The organism is Streptococcus mitis, assembly GCF_009496155.1.
Classification (GTDB): domain Bacteria; phylum Bacillota; class Bacilli; order Lactobacillales; family Streptococcaceae; genus Streptococcus; species Streptococcus mitis_BQ.
On the sequence record NZ_WIJP01000003.1, the window covers coordinates 137,821 to 155,610 of the forward strand.

General features: G+C 37.1%; 14 protein-coding genes and 1 pseudogene. 10 read left to right on the forward strand and 5 right to left on the reverse strand.

Annotated elements, in window-relative coordinates:
- Nucleotides 1-7 precede the first annotated feature (7 nt).
- Both GEZ84_RS02910 and GEZ84_RS02915 read right to left on the reverse strand, forming a co-directional pair.
- Entirely contained in the window at nucleotides 8-394 is a 387-nt protein-coding gene (locus GEZ84_RS02910; RefSeq protein WP_000985015.1) for a YdcP family protein, read from the reverse strand.
- Between the two features lie 15 nt (nucleotides 395-409).
- Nucleotides 410-724: a YdcP family protein gene (locus tag GEZ84_RS02915; protein ID WP_000420682.1), complete on the reverse strand. Its 315-nt coding sequence runs from the start codon at nucleotides 722-724 to the stop codon at nucleotides 410-412.
- A gap of 674 nt (nucleotides 725-1,398) precedes the next feature.
- Here GEZ84_RS02915 and GEZ84_RS02925 point away from each other — a divergent pair.
- From GEZ84_RS02925 to GEZ84_RS02960, 8 genes are read left to right on the forward strand one after another with little or no spacing between them, the layout of a single operon-like run.
- Nucleotides 1,399-1,698 carry a hypothetical protein gene (locus GEZ84_RS02925; protein ID WP_000869753.1) on the forward strand — a complete coding sequence of 100 codons (300 nt, stop codon included), beginning with the start codon at nucleotides 1,399-1,401 and terminating at the stop codon, nucleotides 1,696-1,698.
- Nucleotides 1,688-2,176, forward strand: coding sequence for a hypothetical protein (locus tag GEZ84_RS02930; protein ID WP_000093687.1), 489 nt, complete (start codon nucleotides 1,688-1,690; stop codon nucleotides 2,174-2,176). Before GEZ84_RS02925 ends, GEZ84_RS02930 begins: the two co-directional genes overlap by 11 nt.
- Nucleotides 2,176-4,053: a VirD4-like conjugal transfer protein, CD1115 family gene (locus GEZ84_RS02935; RefSeq protein ID WP_153223445.1), complete on the forward strand. Its 1,878-nt coding sequence runs from the start codon at nucleotides 2,176-2,178 to the stop codon at nucleotides 4,051-4,053. Before GEZ84_RS02930 ends, GEZ84_RS02935 begins: the two co-directional genes overlap by 1 nt.
- Before the next feature lie 20 nt (nucleotides 4,054-4,073).
- The gene (locus tag GEZ84_RS02940; RefSeq protein WP_000627865.1) at nucleotides 4,074-4,316 is read left to right on the forward strand and encodes a hypothetical protein; all 243 of its coding nucleotides are present in this window, start codon (nucleotides 4,074-4,076) and stop codon (nucleotides 4,314-4,316) included.
- Between the two features lie 16 nt (nucleotides 4,317-4,332).
- Complete coding sequence (locus GEZ84_RS02945) at nucleotides 4,333-5,187, forward strand: conjugal transfer protein TrbL (RefSeq protein WP_153223431.1); 855 nt, start codon at nucleotides 4,333-4,335, stop codon at nucleotides 5,185-5,187.
- 53 nt (nucleotides 5,188-5,240) lie between these two features.
- Complete coding sequence (locus GEZ84_RS02950; RefSeq protein ID WP_001097589.1) at nucleotides 5,241-5,600, forward strand: PrgI family protein; 360 nt, start codon at nucleotides 5,241-5,243, stop codon at nucleotides 5,598-5,600.
- Nucleotides 5,551-7,908, forward strand: coding sequence for a VirB4-like conjugal transfer ATPase, CD1110 family (locus tag GEZ84_RS02955; protein WP_194252011.1), 2,358 nt, complete (start codon nucleotides 5,551-5,553; stop codon nucleotides 7,906-7,908). The genes GEZ84_RS02950 and GEZ84_RS02955 overlap by 50 nt, the downstream gene beginning before the upstream one ends.
- Before the next feature lie 11 nt (nucleotides 7,909-7,919).
- Nucleotides 7,920-10,733 (forward strand): phage tail tip lysozyme, encoded by a 2,814-nt coding sequence (locus GEZ84_RS02960; RefSeq protein ID WP_153223433.1) that lies wholly within the window; start codon nucleotides 7,920-7,922, stop codon nucleotides 10,731-10,733.
- Between the two features lie 34 nt (nucleotides 10,734-10,767).
- On the opposite strand, the gene GEZ84_RS02965 is transcribed toward GEZ84_RS02960, so the two are convergent.
- The 3 genes from GEZ84_RS02965 to GEZ84_RS10685 are packed head-to-tail and all read right to left on the reverse strand — an operon-like array spanning nucleotide 10,768 to nucleotide 11,861.
- Nucleotides 10,768-11,376, reverse strand: a complete 609-nt coding sequence (locus GEZ84_RS02965) for a hypothetical protein (protein WP_153223434.1) — start codon at nucleotides 11,374-11,376, stop codon at nucleotides 10,768-10,770.
- Between the two features lies 1 nt (nucleotide 11,377).
- Nucleotides 11,378-11,542 carry a hypothetical protein gene (locus GEZ84_RS10680; RefSeq protein WP_000201399.1) on the reverse strand — a complete coding sequence of 55 codons (165 nt, stop codon included), beginning with the start codon at nucleotides 11,540-11,542 and terminating at the stop codon, nucleotides 11,378-11,380.
- Nucleotides 11,543-11,597: 55 nt separating this feature from the next.
- Entirely contained in the window at nucleotides 11,598-11,861 is a 264-nt protein-coding gene (locus GEZ84_RS10685) for a hypothetical protein (protein ID WP_134813146.1), read from the reverse strand.
- A 143-nt stretch (nucleotides 11,862-12,004) separates the two neighbouring features.
- Between GEZ84_RS10685 and GEZ84_RS02975 the strand changes: the two genes are divergently transcribed.
- A complete protein-coding gene (locus GEZ84_RS02975; RefSeq protein WP_020903369.1) occupies nucleotides 12,005-12,415 on the forward strand; it encodes a thrombospondin type 3 repeat-containing protein in 411 nt (136 codons plus the stop codon).
- Between the two features lie 47 nt (nucleotides 12,416-12,462).
- Nucleotides 12,463-17,784 (forward strand): annotated as a pseudogene (locus tag GEZ84_RS02980) (DEAD/DEAH box helicase family protein); the annotation flags it as partial.
- Nucleotides 17,785-17,790 lie beyond the last annotated feature (6 nt).

Below are 17,790 nucleotides of genomic sequence, written 5' to 3' on the forward strand. Positions count from 1 at the left end.
CTAGCGACTATTTGTCTTGTGTCGGTTCTTTCTTTGCTTGTGGTTGAGCTTTGAATGAACTAGAATCCTTTGTCAGCACAATATCGTCTGCCTTGATATACCAGTCAACATCTGCTCCTTGATAGGTGGCAGTAGCAACGGTGTCCGCAATGGGATTGATAAGTTCCACCCGTGCGTTATAATCAAACTCTTTCAAAGGCACGCTGGCAGGAATACTTACTTGAATCATGCGTCCTTGTCCTTTGGATTTTAAGTCATAGGTACGTTCCTTGATTTCATCTGAAACCGACCCGTCTTCATTTTGGATTCTCACTTCACGACGTAGAGCAGAGAATTTCAATTCTCCAAAAGTCGTGTCTTTATCTAATACAATGCCATTTGCTAATCTCATCATTTTTCCTCTCTTTCTTTATTCTTTTATCATGTCGTCAGCATGTAAAAGGTAATTTGTAAAACCACGAGTGCCGATTTTGTAGCCCTCTGCGGTAATACGTGGATTGACTAACTTCACACGTTCCTCAAAGCCGAAATGTTTTTCGCCAGCTTCAGCAGGAAGCACCACCACAATATCATCTGCTCTTTGAACATCAGAATAGAGATTATAGCTTCTTGATAAGACAGTTAGCCGTCCGTTGATTCTTCGCTGAACGACTTTATCCTCGCCAGCAAATTCTAAATTGCCGAATGTTTTTTCCATGTTGGGAATCACAAATTTAAGTTCCATATTTTTACCTATCCTTTCTTTTTTATTGGCTGAATGAATGTTTGATGGTCTTAAAGAGTGGGGAACGACCTTTTGATTCTTGATTTTTTGTTTTCATAAGTTCACTTCCTTTCAAAATCGGGTAAAAAAATAGACACCTCATTTTTTGAAGTGTCTACCTATTAAATATTCAAATTTTATTGGAAGTATCTTTATATCTTCACTTTTCAAGGATAAATCGTCGTATCAAAGCTCATTCATAAGTAGTAAATTAGTAGTAAATTGAGTGGTTTTGACCTTGATAAAGTGTGATAAGTCCAGTTTTTATGCGGATAACTAGATTTTTATGCTATTTTTTCTGGTAAAAATTAGCTTATTTTAGGGAAATGAAATGCTAACGTTATGTAACAATGTTAGTCTTTTATTTCAAAATCTTTGTTTAGTATGAATTTAGCTCTACAGGAAAATAAAAAATGTGATAAAAATTTCAACTACTCTTATCTATAATAAAGCTACCTGTTCTTTGAAAATTGAATTCACTCCGTCTTGATTAGCGTGCCTGTGTAAGTAGGGACTGAGAGTATTTCCCTGTGAAGGGCAACTGGCACAAGACGTGTGTGAGAATTTTCTAACAGACACGGAGTTTATCGTTACCAGACTTAAACGATGCGACAAACTAGATAAAGGAGTTAATCATGAAGGTAGTAAACTTGTATGATTTGAAACAAATGGGAAATAAAGGTGGTTGTACCATCCAATTGATTCATCACTTTCCTTTTGGTATGGGCTTAGGACATCTCAAAAAAGACTACATTGAATTTAAACGTGTTGGTATCTTTGATGGAAAAGCAGTAGAAGTTACTCTTCGAGAACCTTATTCGAGAGATCTACTGCAGGTTGTCAAGTCGATTAAGCAACGTCAGAAATTGATAGCTTATCGTTATAAAGAAGGAAAGCTGCTATTTGTGAAGAAGGAGGCCTCAGATGTCCTCTGAACAACAGGAACGAATGGCAGTTCAATATGCAGAGCGTAGTCTTTTATTTACTGTAAGAAGTCTCTTAAAGATTCTAGAATGGTCTAGACGTCAGGCTTTAGCACAGGATTCCGCCTATAAGATAGGGGTGCAGAAATTAGAAGAATTGCTACAATCTCCTTATTCGATTGACACGATTAATCTGAAAAAAGATTTTTTAGACAAACCAATTGATATAGAGAAATTTAAAGCTTTTTTAGAAAAAGAAGAGATTCCTTTAGCCATCGCTTGGCAAGGGGATTCTCTACATTTCTATACGAAAGACCGTTCGATTCTAGACAATCATTTAGACCATCTGCTAGAAAAAATGGTTAATGATCCGGAGAAATTAGCTGATTTTACTATGGATAAGTCATTAGACGATGCAATTGATGAGGCGAAATCCCAAATTACCTTTAGACAAGAAGGAGCCGTCAAACAGAAAGAGATGGTGAGATGATGTACAGTGGAAAGAAATTCCTACTATTCTCACTGTTAGGTATCTTACTAGGCTATCTTTTTCATCGTTTGACGCTTTTGTATGATTCCTATACTGGAAATACCTTAGATAAATGGACTCATCTTCTAATGGAAGGTCAAGATGAAGTTCTTCAGTCGCCATGGAATGTTTCCTTTACTGGAAAATCAAGTGCTTTTTTTCTACTAGGTTTTGTGATGATGTTGCTGGTTTATCTCTATCTAGAGACTGGTAAAAAACAATACCGAGAAGGGGTAGAATACGGGAGCGCCCGTTTTGGAACTCTAAAAGAAAAGAAGCTCTTTTACGGTAAGGAATTTTCTCATGATACGATTTTAGCACAAGATGTTCGTTTGACATTATTAGATAAAAAATCACCCCAATATGATAGAAATAAGAATATTGCGGTGATTGGAGGTTCAGGAAGTGGGAAAACCTTTCGCTTTGTGAAACCCAATCTGATTCAGATGAATAGTTCTAATATTGTAGTGGATCCTAAAGATCACTTGGCCGAGAAAACAGGCAAACTCTTTTTAGAACATGACTACCAAGTAAAGGTGTTAGATTTAGTCAATATGAAGAACTCAGATGGCTTCAATCCTTTTCGCTATATAGAGACAGAAAATGATTTGAATCGCATGCTGACGGTTTATTTCAATAACACCAAAGGCTCTGGCTCCCGTAGTGACCCATTTTGGGATGAAGCTTCTATGACTTTGGTCCGAGCTTTAGCCTCCTACTTGGTCGATTTCTATAATCCACCTAAAACAAGAGAACAGCTCATAGAAGAAAGTCGTTTAAGTCAAAAGGAATACCAAAACTTGTTGAAACGTCAAAAAAAAGAAGTGGAAGAGCGAAAAAAACGAGGGCGTTATCCAAGTTTTGCTGAAATCTCAAAACTCATTAAACACTTATCCAAGGGTGAAAACCAAGAAAAAAGTGTCTTAGAAATTCTATTCGAAAATTATGCTAAAAAGTATGGAACTGAAAATTTTACCATGCGAAATTGGGCAGATTTTCAAAATTATAAGGATAAGACTCTGGATTCTGTCATAGCTGTAACCACTGCTAAATTTGCCCTCTTCAATATTCAAAGTGTCATGGATTTGACCAAAAGAGATACCCTTGATATGAAGACATGGGGCAAGGAAAAATCAATGGTTTACTTAGTTATCCCAGATAACGATAGTACCTTTCGCTTTCTTTCAGCCCTCTTTTTTTCAACCGTATTTCAAACCCTAACAAGACAAGCAGATATTGATTTTAAGGGTCAATTGCCTCTTCATGTGAGAGTCTACTTAGATGAGTTCGCAAATATCGGAGAAATTCCAGATTTTGCTGAACAAACCTCAACAGTCCGCTCTCGGAACATGAGTCTCGTTCCCATTCTTCAAAATATTGCCCAACTTCAAGGGCTCTATAAAGAAAAAGAAGCTTGGAAAACCATTTTGGGGAACTGTGATAGCTTAGTCTACTTAGGTGGTAATGATGAAGATACCTTTAAATTTATGAGTGGATTACTCGGTAAACAAACCATTGATGTTCGAAATACTAGTCGTTCCTTTGGCCAGACAGGTTCAGGATCCCTTTCTCATCAAAAGATTGCTCGTGATTTAATGACACCTGATGAAGTCGGAAATATGAAACGGCATGAATGCTTGGTCCGAATTGCCAATATGCCTGTCTTTAAAAGCAAAAAATACAATTCCACTAAGCATCCAAACTGGAAGTACCTAGCCAATCAAGAAACCGACGAACGGTGGTGGAACTATCAAATCAATCCTTTGAATCAAAGACAAGAAAATCATCTTGATGGCCTTAGAGTTCGTGATTTAACTTTTGAATCTAGTTTAAAATAAAAATAGAAAAGAGGAAATAGATGATTACGCATTTTAAAGGTTTTGTTTATGGAGTAGACGCAAGTGCTATGTTTGCACAAGCTATGTCTTTGTTACAGAAGGGATTGATTGCGGTTGGTGCCTTTCTCGTTGTTGTAGGGATTGTCAACCTTGCAACCAACATTAAAGATGGTGGACCAGGTGTTCGGAATGCCATTCTGGAAATTGTCGGTGGTGTTATGGTAGGGGCTGCTGGAGCCTTTGTAACTCAAATTTCAATTTAGGAGGATAAACAATGACATGAATCTTAGTTTAGTCTCACCCTTTGTTTACCTTGCATCTGAAAAAATATCAGCTGAAAATTTATTTGAAGGATTTAATGTGGATTTACAATCTACGGTAGATCTGATTAAATCTCTATCTAGCTATAATCCAACCGTTTGGACTTATATGTCTAGTATTACTAAAAGTGTCATGCAGCCTCTTGGAGTTGCGATTTTATCAGTTGTTCTCATCTTAGAATTTTCGAAGATGGCAAAGAAAATTGCTAACTCAGGAGGAGCGATGACCTTTGAAGCATTAGCGCCGATGTTGATTAGTTATATCATGGTCGCAGTGGTAATTAACAACACTACCGTTATTGTAGAAGCTATCATCGGGATTGCGAGTCACGCCATTGAACAAGTGGCCTCGATTGTGGCTCACGGTGGGGCAAAGTATGATACCATCTCTGGATTAAAAGGGTCAGGATTTATTGGCCGGATGATTGTGGGCTTTTTTGCACTCCTCATTTGGCTAGTTCGGATAGTAAGTGCAGCCATGGTCAATCTTTTGGTATCTATTCGATTTATTCAACTCTACCTTATGATTCCATTTGCCCCTCTTACGATTCCAACATTTTTAAGTGATGAGTGGAAGTCTATTGGTATTGGCTATTTAAAAAATATTATGGTCTATGCGGTACAAGGGGTTCTTATTTTTCTGATTGTTTCTCTTGTTCCTTTGTTTGAATCTGCTGGGAAAATAGCTGTTTCAAATGGTGCAGGAGTCTTGCAATCACTTGCGATTATGTTTGGTAGTTTGGTACAAGCTATCTTACTGATTATTGCCCTCGTTGGTTCTCAACGTACGGCTCGCTCAATCTTAGGTATGTAATTAGATAAAGGCTAGGAAGTGATTGCTTCTTAGCCTTTTTAGAAAGGAAAGTCATGAATACACGTGTCTTTAAAGACATCTCAAAATACCAACACAGGGCTTGGTTAGGTTTCACCACAAGACAAATCATCTTTGTTTTACCAGCCTTTATTGTCACAATTATTGTTTTGGGCTTGAATCTCTTTTTCTGGCAATTTGGAGATTGGTTTGTTTACGGTTTTGTGTTTGCTTTTACCATCCCCCTCATGCTTTTTGGAGTCTATAAACCCAATGATTTATATTTTGAACATTATTTGAAATACCGTCTTCATTTTGAATTAACGGTTCCCCTACGCACAATTACAGGAAAGAAAGGACCTGAACATGAAAAGAAAATCAAATACATTAAAGAAACAAAAAACTTCAATGACTAATCAGAAAGAAGTAGTTAAAGGAAAAAAAGAGGAAGTGTTACCCTCAACGGCTAATACTATTTCCTATCAAGCCCTGTATCAAAATGGTCTGATGCAGGTAAAAGAAGATTATTTCTCACAAAGCTACTTACTTGGTGATGTCAATTACCAGACCGTTGGTTTAGAAGATAAGGGCGCAATCATTGAGAAGTATTCTGATTTGATTAACTCCCTAGATGACCAAACCAACTTCCAATTGACCATCTTTAATAAAAGATTGAATTTAGAAAAGTTTAGACAGAGTGTTCTGTATGAGGAAAAAGAAGATGGATATGATACCTATCGTAAAGAATTGAATCGGATGATGAATCAGAATTTAGACAGTGGTGAAAATAACTTTTCAGCTGTGAAACTGATTAGCTTTGGGAGAAAGGATTCTAATCCCAAACAAGCCTATCGTTCCTTGTCTCAAATAGGCGAATATTTCAAGAGTGGTTTCTCAGAAATTGATGCTCGCTTTGAATCCTTGGCTGGAGAAGACCGTGTCAACTTATTGGCAGATATGCTTAGAGGAGAACACCATCTTCCTTTTTCTTACCGTGATTTAACGAGATCTGGTCAGACAACTCGACACTTCATAGCACCTAATCTCTTGGATTTTAAAAACAAAAATTACCTACAAATCAATGACCGCTTATTACAGATTGTCTACGTGAGAGACTACGGCATGGAATTAGGTGATCAGTTTATCCGAGACCTCATGCAAGGAGATTTGGAATTGATTGTAAGCCTCCATGCTCAAAGTTCGACCAAGGCGGATGCCATGAAGAAACTACGAACAAAGAAGACCTTGATGGAATCCCAAAAGATTGGGGAACAACAAAAACTTGCTCGTACAGGTATCTATTTGGAAAAAGTAGGTCATGTATTAGAAAGCAATATCGATGAAGCTGAGGAACTCTTAAAAACCATGACAGAGACAGGAGATAAACTGTTTCAAACAGTCTTCTTGATTGGGGTCTTTGGTCAGGATGAAGAAGAACTCAAACAAGCCCTAGACACGATCCAACAAGTGGCTGGCTCAAATGATTTAATGATTGATAAACTTCCATATATGCAAGAAGCAGCCTTTAATAGTTTGCTGCCATTTGGTTGTGATTTTTTAGAGGGTGTATCACGGAGTTTATTAACGTCCAATGTAGCAGTGAATTCTCCATGGACTTCAGTAGACTTACAAGACCGCAGTGGGAAATATTACGGCATCAATCAAATCTCAAGCAATATTATTACCATTGATCGCAGCCTATTAAATACACCGTCTGGTCTGATTTTAGGAACATCTGGAGCTGGTAAAGGGATGGCAACCAAGCATGAGATTATCACGACAAAAATCAAGGAATCTGGTGAAAATACAGAAATTATCATCGTGGATCCAGAGGCAGAGTACAGTGTCATTGGACGGGCTTTTGGAGGAGAAATGATTGATATTGCGCCAGATTCCCAAACCTATCTCAATGTCCTTGACTTGTCTGAGGAAAATATGGATGAAGATCCTGTAAAGGTAAAATCAGAATTTCTTTTATCCTTTATCGGCAAGCTACTGGATAGGAAAATGGATGGAAGAGAAAAATCGATTATCGACCGAGTCACGAGACTCACCTATCAGTCATTTAAAGAGCCTTCGTTAGAGGAATGGGTATTCGTCTTGAGTCAACAACCAGAAGAAGAAGCGCAGAATTTGGCACTTGATATGGAACTGTATGTCGAAGGTTCTCTTGATATTTTTTCTCATAAGACCAATATTCAGACAGGATCTAATTTCTTAATCTATAATGTTAAAAAGTTAGGAGATGAGCTGAAACAAATCGCTCTTATGGTAGTGTTTGATCAGATATGGAACCGTGTCGTTCGGAACCAAAAATTAGGGAAGAAGACCTGGATTTATTTTGACGAAATGCAGCTTCTCTTATTAGATAAATATGCCAGTGATTTCTTCTTTAAATTGTGGAGTCGTGTCAGAAAATATGGAGCTAGTCCGACTGGGATAACTCAAAACGTCGAAACCTTATTGTTAGATCCAAATGGTAGACGGATTATTGCAAATAGTGAATTTATGATTCTCCTCAAGCAAGCAAAAAATGACCGAGAAGAACTGGTTCAACTCTTAGGCTTGTCAAAAGAACTCGAAAAATACCTAGTCAATCCAGAAAAAGGAGCAGGACTAATAAAAGCAGGTTCAGTTGTTGTTCCCTTCAAAAATAAGATTCCTCAAGGTACTCAATTGTTTGATATTATGAGTACGGATCCTGATAAAATGGCTTCTAACTAAGGGGAAGGTAAATGAAGGATAAAAGAGAAATTATACGTGCCCGAAAGGCATTTAGAAGAAGTTTAAAAGATGAGAAGAAATTCTTGAAACAAGGAAAGAAGGAGGTGAGAAAACAGAAAAAAGATTCCGCTGTACTGGATGAAAAAGCATGGAAAAAAGAGATAAAGCAACAGCTAGAGGAGATGAGAGAAGCTTCAAAGGCTAGAGTAAAACAAGCAAATGAAGACTACAATCATATTCTTCAAAATAGTCCTCCATCTCTTTTGAATCGCAAAGAATTAAGAGACAGACGATTACCTCATGCTAGGAAACGATTGAAAATAGCCAAGAAGCAATTTAAGGAAGCTAAGGTAGAAGCAAAAGAAGAAAGAAAAGAGAGTCGTAAAGAAAGAAAAACCAATCAAAAATTTCTCTATGGTCAGGAAACGAAAGCAAAATCTAATTTTTTCTTTCAAGGGAAGAGTTTAGAAGAATTGAAAGCTAAGAAAGAAGTCAAGGCCGCAAAAGAGAATCTAAAATCTACTAAACAAGCCTATAAGTCCAAAAAAGTCAGTAGGAAAGCCAAAACTTTTCTTTATGTCCTTGGACGTGAAGGTGGAGAGTTAGCTTCAGAAAATGAAGATTTAGAAGGCTATCGCACGCTACAAGAGACCATTAGAAAAGGAAAACGCTACAGCCGGCTTTCTTATAATCTTGGAAAAGCTAGTGTTAAAACAGGACAAGCAACAGGTCGTTTTACGAAGAAGAGACTAGCTAACACCAAAGAGCGATACCATAATTTTAAGGCCGGAAAAGGATGGAAACTAGCGAAAGATAACCCAAGTTCCTTTAAAAATCGGTTTCGAAAGTTAAAGAAACAAGGTCTTACCAGTGTTCGAAACATCTATCATAAACTAAAAACAGCCTTTTCGTTCTTTACATTTGCGGCTGGAAATCCTGCAACCTGGATAGTTGGAGGAATAGTATTTTTTCTTTTACTTATGATGAGCTTCTTTTTAGGATTTTCATCTGCTAGTTTGATTCAACAAGATGAATTTGAATTAACAAAAGCTTATACTCACCTAACTTGGGAAGATGCAGAACATACTCGTACAAATGACAAAGGAATTACCTATTACACAAAAGTTGATGATGTGATGGGGTATATGAACTTTAAATTTCATGACTATGAGTTACACAAACCAGTTCACTTATTTAGTTCCGAAACTTACAAGGATTATCTGTCTACTTTGTGGCATGATTTAAACGATGGGGAAGATTTGAAATCCATGCAAGACCTCTATGAAACTCCTAAGTATAAACTCTCGAAAGACGATCAAGAGGAAATGAAGGAACTAAAAGAAGAGGGTGTCTATGCTTCCATGCAGGAATTGGACAATCCGTTTGAGGGACAAAGCAACGAAGATAGTTTAACCATGACTTATCGTTATGGCTACTATGATTTAGACGGAAAACCTACTCTTCAGGAGTACATTTTATTAGAAGCGAAGGCTCACCAAACGATTGTCGCACCAATGGATGGAGTTGTATCTCTAGATGGAGATGATGTTATTCTCACTAACGGAAAAGGAGAGAATGAGAGTCGATTGACCTTGCATTCTATTCATAATGGCCGTGCGATTGAGGGGACAAGAGTCCTAACGGGTGATGTTATTGGTGAAACACCAGATGATACAGGTTTGAAAGTTTCCTATCAAAAGTATAAGAACAAGAAAGAAAAATTGGTGTATGTCAATCCGCAATTTTATTTTCCAAAAGTCATTCAACTTCAGACAACTATCTTACCTGCCATTGGTCAGTTTGGTGGAGATGAGTTTGAACGAGCAAAACATATTTATGAGTCTTTGAAATCTCAAGGGGCAAGTCCCCAAGCCATTGCGGCTATTTTAGGAAATTGGTCGGTAGAGTCTTCTATCAATCCTAAACGAGCTGAGGGAGATTATTTATCTCCTCCAGTTGGAGCTACCGATTCCTCATGGGATGATGAAAACTGGTTAGCGATAGGAGGACCAGCCATTTATAGTGGTGCTTATCCTATTATTCTTCATAGAGGTTTGGGGTTAGGGCAATGGACGGATACTGCAGATGGTTCAACACGTCATACAGCTTTATTGAATTATGCACATAGCAAAAATAAGAAGTGGTATGATTTAGACCTCCAACTTGATTTTATGCTTCATGGGGATAGTCCTTACTATCAAAGTTGGTTAAAGGATTTCTTTAAAAATACGGGCAGTGCAGCCAATCTGGCCCAACTCTTCCTTACCTATTGGGAGGGAAATTCTGGTGACAAACTACTGGAAAGACAAACCAGAGCAACGGAATGGTATTACCAAATTGAAAAAGGCTTTAGCCAGACAAATGGAGGACAGGCAAAAAGTGACCCGCAATCCCTTGAAGGGGTTCGTGAGGACTTGTATGATCATTCTGTTCCTGGTGGTGGAGATGGAATGGCCTATGCCTATGGACAATGTACATGGGGTGTTGCGGCTCGTATGAATCAATTAGGCTTAAAATTAAAAGGAAGTAATGGAGAGAAGATTTCAATCATTAATACCATGGGAAATGGTCAGGACTGGGTTGCGACAGCTTCAAGTCTTGGAGGAGAAACAGGTTCCACACCAAGAGCAGGTGCTATTGTTTCTTTTGTGGGAGGTACACATGGTACACCAGCAGACTATGGTCATGTGGCTTTTGTAGAGAAGGTCTACGATGATGGTTCTTTCCTTGTGTCTGAAACTAACTATGGTGGCAACCCTAACTATACCTTTAGAAAAATCTCGCAAGCAGATAGTGCCATCAGTTTTGCTTATACGGTGAAATAAAAGAATCATGTCATCAGTTTAGGTGACATGATTCTTATTTTTTATAGAGTGACATATTTAATGCCATAGGTTGATAACTTACTTGATGATCGTCTTTAATCAATTGACTGTAAGCAACAAATCCGAACTGTTCATAAAATTGAATGACTTTAGGATGATTGATACTATCTAAAAATACCATCTGAGTTCCTACAATTGCTCGAAATTCTTCAATTTTTTGAATTACAATTTCAAATAACTCTTGTCCTGATAGTTTATTTAGCTTTGTGTTTTTGCCGAATTGACCGATAAGTAACACAGGGAGATAATCAATATTTTTGGGACTTTTCCCTTTGAGGACGAGTTTCTTTTTTAAGGATTTCTCTAAATCAGAAATATCAACAACTTTGAGAGATAAACTAAAGAATCCTATGATGTTATTTGTTTCAGTTTCTTCAACGATAAAATTACGAGAACGATGTTGTTTTTCAAAATTGGGGGCTTTATCAGATAGATAAGTCAACATCTCTTCATTACCTTTGAAATCAACATTTTCTAAAATGATAGTTTTAAATAGATCCTGAACTTGTTTCTCAGTTTTATCGGGAGCTAGCACTTGAATATTTTCAAGATATTGCTTAAGTGGTGTTACTTGAATTGTCATCTTACAGATACTTTGAAATGAGTTTATTTTTCGTTGGAGCAGTAGCGTCCTGTGATTCAATAGATTTCAAGACGGCTTGTAGCTTTTTAGATGGTTTATGATTAAGAATTTTTAGAGCATCTTCGTTTGTTAGTTTTATATCACGTGTTAAACTGATTGTAGCCATTTGTTCTACCTCCTGTTTCTACTTAAATTCATTATAGCTTATTTTGAACAAAAGTTCAATCTGAAGATAGTGTATGTTTTTTATAGTGTATAAATCCAAAATAAGTTTTTCTCTTGCGTTTGTAGCTCATATTCGTTAGAATAATGGTGTAGATGAGTGGTCGGCTCATGTTCAATCTGATATTAATCTTGGACATAAGGGCCAAGCGGTGGCGGACACCAGAACGAAATCCGATAGCAATCTTGGACGTAAGGGCCAAGCGGTGGCAGACACCAGAATAAACCGACTGACTAGGTGGCTTACAGGTTCTGTAAGTCATCTTTTTTACTTTGATAGTAACGTTTTATCATTTTAAGGAGAACGAGGTTTTGGCTCGTTCTCTTTTTTTGTTGTGATACTTCTTTCAAGGAATATTTGGTAGGATTGGAGTGAAAAAAGATTAACTAGGAAAGAAGGAAGTATATGGAAACCATTTATCAACGTGATTCGGATCAAGATGGACTGACTGATGCTCAAGAATTGGCGCTAGGAACCAATCCTCTTAGCGCAGATTCTGATGGTGATGGACGTTCAGATTTAGTGGAAGTAGAAGAAGGAACCAATCCCTTAGAAAAGGATTTACAAGACATAGACCAAACAAGTATAACTGAACCGTCTTCAGTATTTATGGAAATGAAACAAAAGATTTCAGATATGATGGAGAGTCACTACAAGGAATTTATACAGGCTCTTATTAGTATTGAAACAGGGATTGAAAACGAACAAGACCTTGAAGACTTATATACTTACTACATGAGAACAGATGCCGTTTCTCTTTTGTCTAGTGATTTAGAAACCAGTCCTCAAGAGGTTGAAATGGAGATAGAGTTGTAGGGGAATCATGTGATTCTCCTATTTTCGTATAGATGAAAGGAGCAAGTATGGAAGTAATGCAATTATTGGCTATGTTTCGAGGAACAATTCCAAAAGATAGGGAGAGAATGGACCTATTTCTTCGTTATCAAGCGCAACATTTTGATGAGAAATGGCAGGATTTGGTAGAGAATTTTTTGACTGAAGAGGGCAAGATAGAAGAGATTCCTCATGTCTACTCGTTTCATCAAGATATTGTTTCTTTTCTAGAGGCCAGTTCTGAAAATAATGAACAAGATTTAGAAACTTACACAAGAAATTTTGGACAAGCAGGTCTAAGTAAATTATCTCAATTAAGTAATTTTGAGAAAAACTTGGTGCTAGAAGTCGCATCCTATAATCTTTCCACTCGATTTTACATCCAATCTGAAAAAGAGAAGTTAGAACCATTAAGTGAGCTTGTATGTCATCAGAATCAGGATGTCAATTTAGTCAATGTCTATCGGGTTGCGAATAATCTATCTGACCGCATTAGTAGAGATATAGAGGAGTTTCTTCTAATGGTTGATTCCAAAGAACTAAAAAAAGAGGTTCTTGAGATTCATTTTGAAGAAAAAGAAGGAGATGTTCTAGCCTATTTGGGTTCAGAATTGATGGCTACTTTAGATACTGTTACGGATTTTGTCCATCATGAAGAAAACTACAAACAATTACCACTGACCCAAAAGCTGAAGATTATTACTCATTTTGATGAAGTAAAGGCTATAAGAGAAAAGTCTAAGCAAGTAGAGGAAGCAGTCTTACCTTTAGATAATATTGACCAGGTAGAAGAAAATGTGGAAGTTCATTCCCTATCTAAAGTAGATAAAATTGTAGAAGAAGCTTTGAGAGAATATCCAATCGGTTCACAAGTAAGTTATAAAGGACAAGTATTTCAATTGGTTTCGATTGAAAATGCTCAGTTAAATGACTTAGTTCGCCTAGAGCTATTCAGTTATTCCAACCAGTTATTTGAAGAGAATCCTATCTTATACTTGAACAGTTTGGAAGAGATTGAACAAGTATTGTCTCATGTAGAACTTGAAAAAGAAGATTCAGATATTGAGATTGAATCACCAAGTGGAAGCCAGGAAATAGATTTGTTTTCCTATCTGGAAGAGGATAATGAAAAGGAAAAGGATAAGGAAACAGAAACGCTTATTGTAGGCATAGAAGAGACGGATGTCCCTGTTCAAGATTTTGTTTTTCCAGATGATTTAGAGGACTTTTATCCTAAGACAAATCGAGAAAAGATTGAAACGAATATCGCAGCTATTGAACTTGTTAAAAGATTAGAAAAAGAGAGACGACAAGCGAATCCAAAAGAACAAGAACTACTAGCCAAGTATGTCGGCTGGGGTGGTCTTGCCAATGAATTTTTCGATGAACTCAATCCAAAGTATGAAACAGAACGTTTAACTCTTAAGAGTTTAGTAAGTAAATCAGAATACTCCACTATGAAACAAAGTTCTCTCACAGCCTATTATACAGACCCAATGATTATTCGCCAGATTTGGCAAAAATTACTGGATGATGGTTTTGAGGGAGGAAGGATATTAGATCCTTCTATGGGGACTGGGAACTTCTTTGCGGCTATGCCTAGAAGTATACGAGATAAATCAGAACTCTATGGGGTTGAATTAGACAGTGTGACTGGCGCAATCGCAAAACAACTCCACCCCAATACCCATATTGAAGTGCGAGGATTTGAAGAAGTTCTCTATCAAAATAATAGTTTTGATTTAGTCTTAACGAATGTACCATTTGGAAATTTTCGCATTGCCGATAAAAACTATGATAAACCTTATATGATTCATGATTACTTTGTCAAACACTCACTTGATTTAGTAAGAGACGGAGGACAAGTGTCGATTATCTCATCTATTGGGACAATGGATAAACGGACAGATAATGTCTTACAAGAGATTAAATCCAACACTCATTTTTTAGGGGGAGTTCGGTTGCCAGATACGGCTTTTAAAAAGATTGCAGGTACTCGAGTGACCACAGATCTTCTCTTCTTTCAAAAAGATCAAGCAAAGAATCTTAATGAGGAAGAACTTGTCTTTAGTGGCTCTATTCCCTTTGAGGAGGATAAGCGTGTCTGGATCAATCCTTATTTTGATGGGAAATACAATACACAAGTTTTGGGTGAATATGAGGTACGTAATTTTAATGGAGGAACCCTCAATGTAAAGGGGGTATCAGAAACATTAGCTACTGCCATTATGGAAGCGTTAGAAAATGTGGAAGAACCTAAACCAATTGACAATTCTTTGAAAGCACCTGTTTTTATCCAAGAAGAAGTGGATAATTCGATCCCAAGTCTTATACGTGAGGACTTAGCGCTCTATTCTTTTGGATATGAGGGAAATCAAATTTATTACCGAGATACGCATGGCATTCGGAAAAGTTCAAAAGTAGACGAAATTAGTTATTATGTAGACGAGAAGGGAGAGTTTAAGGCTTGGGACAGTTCTTTGTCTGAACATAAAATAGACCGATTTGTGAAACTTCATTTGACAGATGAGGAAGCACTAGATGTTTACAAGTCAGAAGAAGCGAGTAAAAGAGGGAAATATAAGGGACTGTTCAAAAAAACTGTCTTTTATGAAAGTCCCTTATCGGATAAGGATATTAGTCGCATTAAGGGCATGGTTGATTTGAGAGAGACCTATCAATCCTTAATTGAAATTCAACGTCATCCAGATTATAGTCGGACAGATTTTCAGGTATTACTTAGTAAACTCAATCGTGACTATAATCGCTTTGTAAGTCAATTTGGATACTTGAATGCCTCAGTCAATCGGAACTTATTTGATAGTGACGATAAGTATTCTTTATTAGCAAGTTTAGAAGATGAATACATTGATTCTAAAGATCAGAAAGTAAAATATAAAAAATCTTTAGCCTTTGAGAAAGCATTGGTTAGGCCGGAGAGAGTGATTACAAGAGTATCAACGGCTTTAGATGCCTTAAACTCTAGTTTATCGGATGGTAGAGGGGTTGATTTAGACTATATGGTATCAATTTATCCCGAACATAGCCAAGCTGCTATTTTAGATGAGTTAGGTGACCAGATTTTAATGGATCCAGAAAGCTATTTAAGAGGGGAAAGAAAATACCTTTCTAAGAACCAGTTTTTATCAGGAGATATTCTCAACAAGATAGAAGTAGTTCAACTATTAGTGGAGGAAAACAACCAAGAATATGATTGGAACCATGCTTTAGATTTGTTAGAATCTGTTCGCCCTCCAAGGATTCATCTGGCAGATATTGAGTTTAAAATAGGGTCACGTTGGATTCCTCAATCCGTTTATGGTAAATTTGCCTTTGAATGTTTTACCAATCGTGAATTTGAATTGTCTTCGCCAGATGTTGAACAAGTCATTGAAGTGAATCCTGTCGATGGCCAGGTTCATTTAAGGACATCATTTGCTTATCGCTATCCAAGTGCCAAAGATAGTAGTCTTGGAGTTAGTGGGTCACGTTATGATACAGGAAGAAAGATTTTTGAGAATTTACTTAATTCGAACCAACCGACGATTACCATGACTGTTACGGAAGGAGAAAAGAAAAAGACCATCACAGATTTGGAAAAAACCTCTGTTCTAAGAGCAAAAGAGCAGCATTTACAAGAGCTCTTTCAAGAATTTGTCTCACAGTATCCAGAAGTCCAACAAGTCATTGAAGAAAGTTACAATCGTCTTTATAATCGGACGGTTAGTCGAGAGTATGATGGTAGCCATCTAGTCATTGATGGCTTGGCACAAAACATCAGTCTTCGTCCTCACCAAGAGAATGCCATTCAAAGAATTATAGAAGAAAAAAGAGCCTTATTAGCTCATGAGGTAGGTTCAGGAAAGACCTTGACCATGCTTGGTGCTGGGTTTAAATTAAAGGAGTTGGGGATGGTTCATAAACCCTTGTATGTGGTGCCCTCTAGTTTGTCTGCTCAGTTTGGCCAAGAAATCATGAAATTTTTCCCTACTAAAAAAGTCTTTGTGACCACTAAGAAAGATTTTGTGAAGGCGAGAAGAAAACAATTTGTTTCTCGTATTATTACAGGAGATTACGATGCCATTGTCATTGGGGATTCTCAATTTGAAAAAATCCCTGTCAGTAAGGAAAGACAGATGAACTATATAGAGGATAAACTCAATGAACTACGAGAGATTAAAACACATTCTGAAAATAAGTATACCGTTAAAGAAGCAGAGCAATCAATAAGTGGTCTAGAGAAACAATTGGAAGAACTCCAACGCTTTAATCGTGATAGTTTTATTGATTTTGAGAACTTAGGAATTGATTTTCTCTTTGTGGATGAAGCACATCACTTTAAAAATATTCGTCCAATTACTGGACTTGGAAATGTAGCAGGGATTACCAATACAACCTCTAAGAAGAACGTGGATATGGAAATGAAGGTTCGACAGATTCAGGAAGAACATGATTTTAAGAATATTGTCTTTGCGACAGGAACACCTGTTTCCAATTCTATTAGTGAGTTGTATACTATGATGAACTATATTCAACCAGATATCTTAAAACGCTATCAAGTTGATTATTTTGACTCTTGGGTAGGTGCTTTTGGAGAAATTCAAAACTCTATGGAATTAGCTCCTACAGGGGATAAGTACCAACCTAAGAAACGATTTAAAAAATTTGTCAATCTACCTGAGTTGATGAAAATCTATAAAGAAACAGCCGACATTCAAACACAAGATATGTTAGATTTACCTGTTCCAGAAGCTCGTATTATCCCTATTGAGAGTGAGTTAACTAAAAACCAGAAACTCTATTTAGAAGAATTAGTTATGAGATCAGATGCGGTTAAATGTGGAACAGTTGATCCAAGCCAGGATAACATGTTAAAAATTACGGGTGAGGCACGAAAATTAGCTATTGATATGCGTTTATTGGACTCTAGTTATAGTCTAGCAGACAATCATAAACTGCTTCAGGTAGTAGATAATGTTGAGAGAATTTATCGAGAAGGAATGGAAAATAAGGCTACTCAGATGATTTTTTCAGATATTGGAACACCTAAGAAAAAGGACAATGGCTTTGATGTTTATTCTGAGATTAAGGCTTTATTAGTTGATAGAGGAGTCCCTAGTAAGGAAATTGCCTTTGTACATGATGCCAATAGTGATGAAAAGAAGAATAGCTTGTCTCGAAAGGTCAATGCAGGAGAGGTGCGGATTCTTCTTGCCTCAACTGAAAAAGGAGGAACAGGTTTAAATGTTCAGAGCAAGATGAAAGCAGTTCATCATCTGGATGTACCGTGGAGACCAAGTGATGTAGGACGGATTTTGCGGACATTCAAAATAAAAAAGAATGTGGAGGTAACAGAC

Coding starts and splice junctions, on each gene's coding strand:
- GEZ84_RS02965 (WP_153223434.1), bottom strand. CDS start 11,376: ATGACAATTCAAGTAACACCACTTAAGCAATATCTTGAAAATATTCAA.
- GEZ84_RS02945 (WP_153223431.1), top strand. CDS start 4,333: ATGAATCTTAGTTTAGTCTCACCCTTTGTTTACCTTGCATCTGAAAAA.
- GEZ84_RS02940 (WP_000627865.1), top strand. CDS start 4,074: ATGATTACGCATTTTAAAGGTTTTGTTTATGGAGTAGACGCAAGTGCT.
- GEZ84_RS02935 (WP_153223445.1), top strand. CDS start 2,176: ATGTACAGTGGAAAGAAATTCCTACTATTCTCACTGTTAGGTATCTTA.
- GEZ84_RS10680 (WP_000201399.1), bottom strand. CDS start 11,542: ATGGCTACAATCAGTTTAACACGTGATATAAAACTAACAAACGAAGAT.
- GEZ84_RS02960 (WP_153223433.1), top strand. CDS start 7,920: ATGAAGGATAAAAGAGAAATTATACGTGCCCGAAAGGCATTTAGAAGA.
- GEZ84_RS10685 (WP_134813146.1), bottom strand. CDS start 11,861: ATGACTTACAGAACCTGTAAGCCACCTAGTCAGTCGGTTTATTCTGGT.
- GEZ84_RS02930 (WP_000093687.1), top strand. CDS start 1,688: ATGTCCTCTGAACAACAGGAACGAATGGCAGTTCAATATGCAGAGCGT.
- GEZ84_RS02950 (WP_001097589.1), top strand. CDS start 5,241: ATGAATACACGTGTCTTTAAAGACATCTCAAAATACCAACACAGGGCT.
- GEZ84_RS02955 (WP_194252011.1), top strand. CDS start 5,551: ATGAAAAGAAAATCAAATACATTAAAGAAACAAAAAACTTCAATGACT.
- GEZ84_RS02910 (WP_000985015.1), bottom strand. CDS start 394: ATGATGAGATTAGCAAATGGCATTGTATTAGATAAAGACACGACTTTT.
- GEZ84_RS02975 (WP_020903369.1), top strand. CDS start 12,005: ATGGAAACCATTTATCAACGTGATTCGGATCAAGATGGACTGACTGAT.
- GEZ84_RS02925 (WP_000869753.1), top strand. CDS start 1,399: ATGAAGGTAGTAAACTTGTATGATTTGAAACAAATGGGAAATAAAGGT.
- GEZ84_RS02915 (WP_000420682.1), bottom strand. CDS start 724: ATGGAACTTAAATTTGTGATTCCCAACATGGAAAAAACATTCGGCAAT.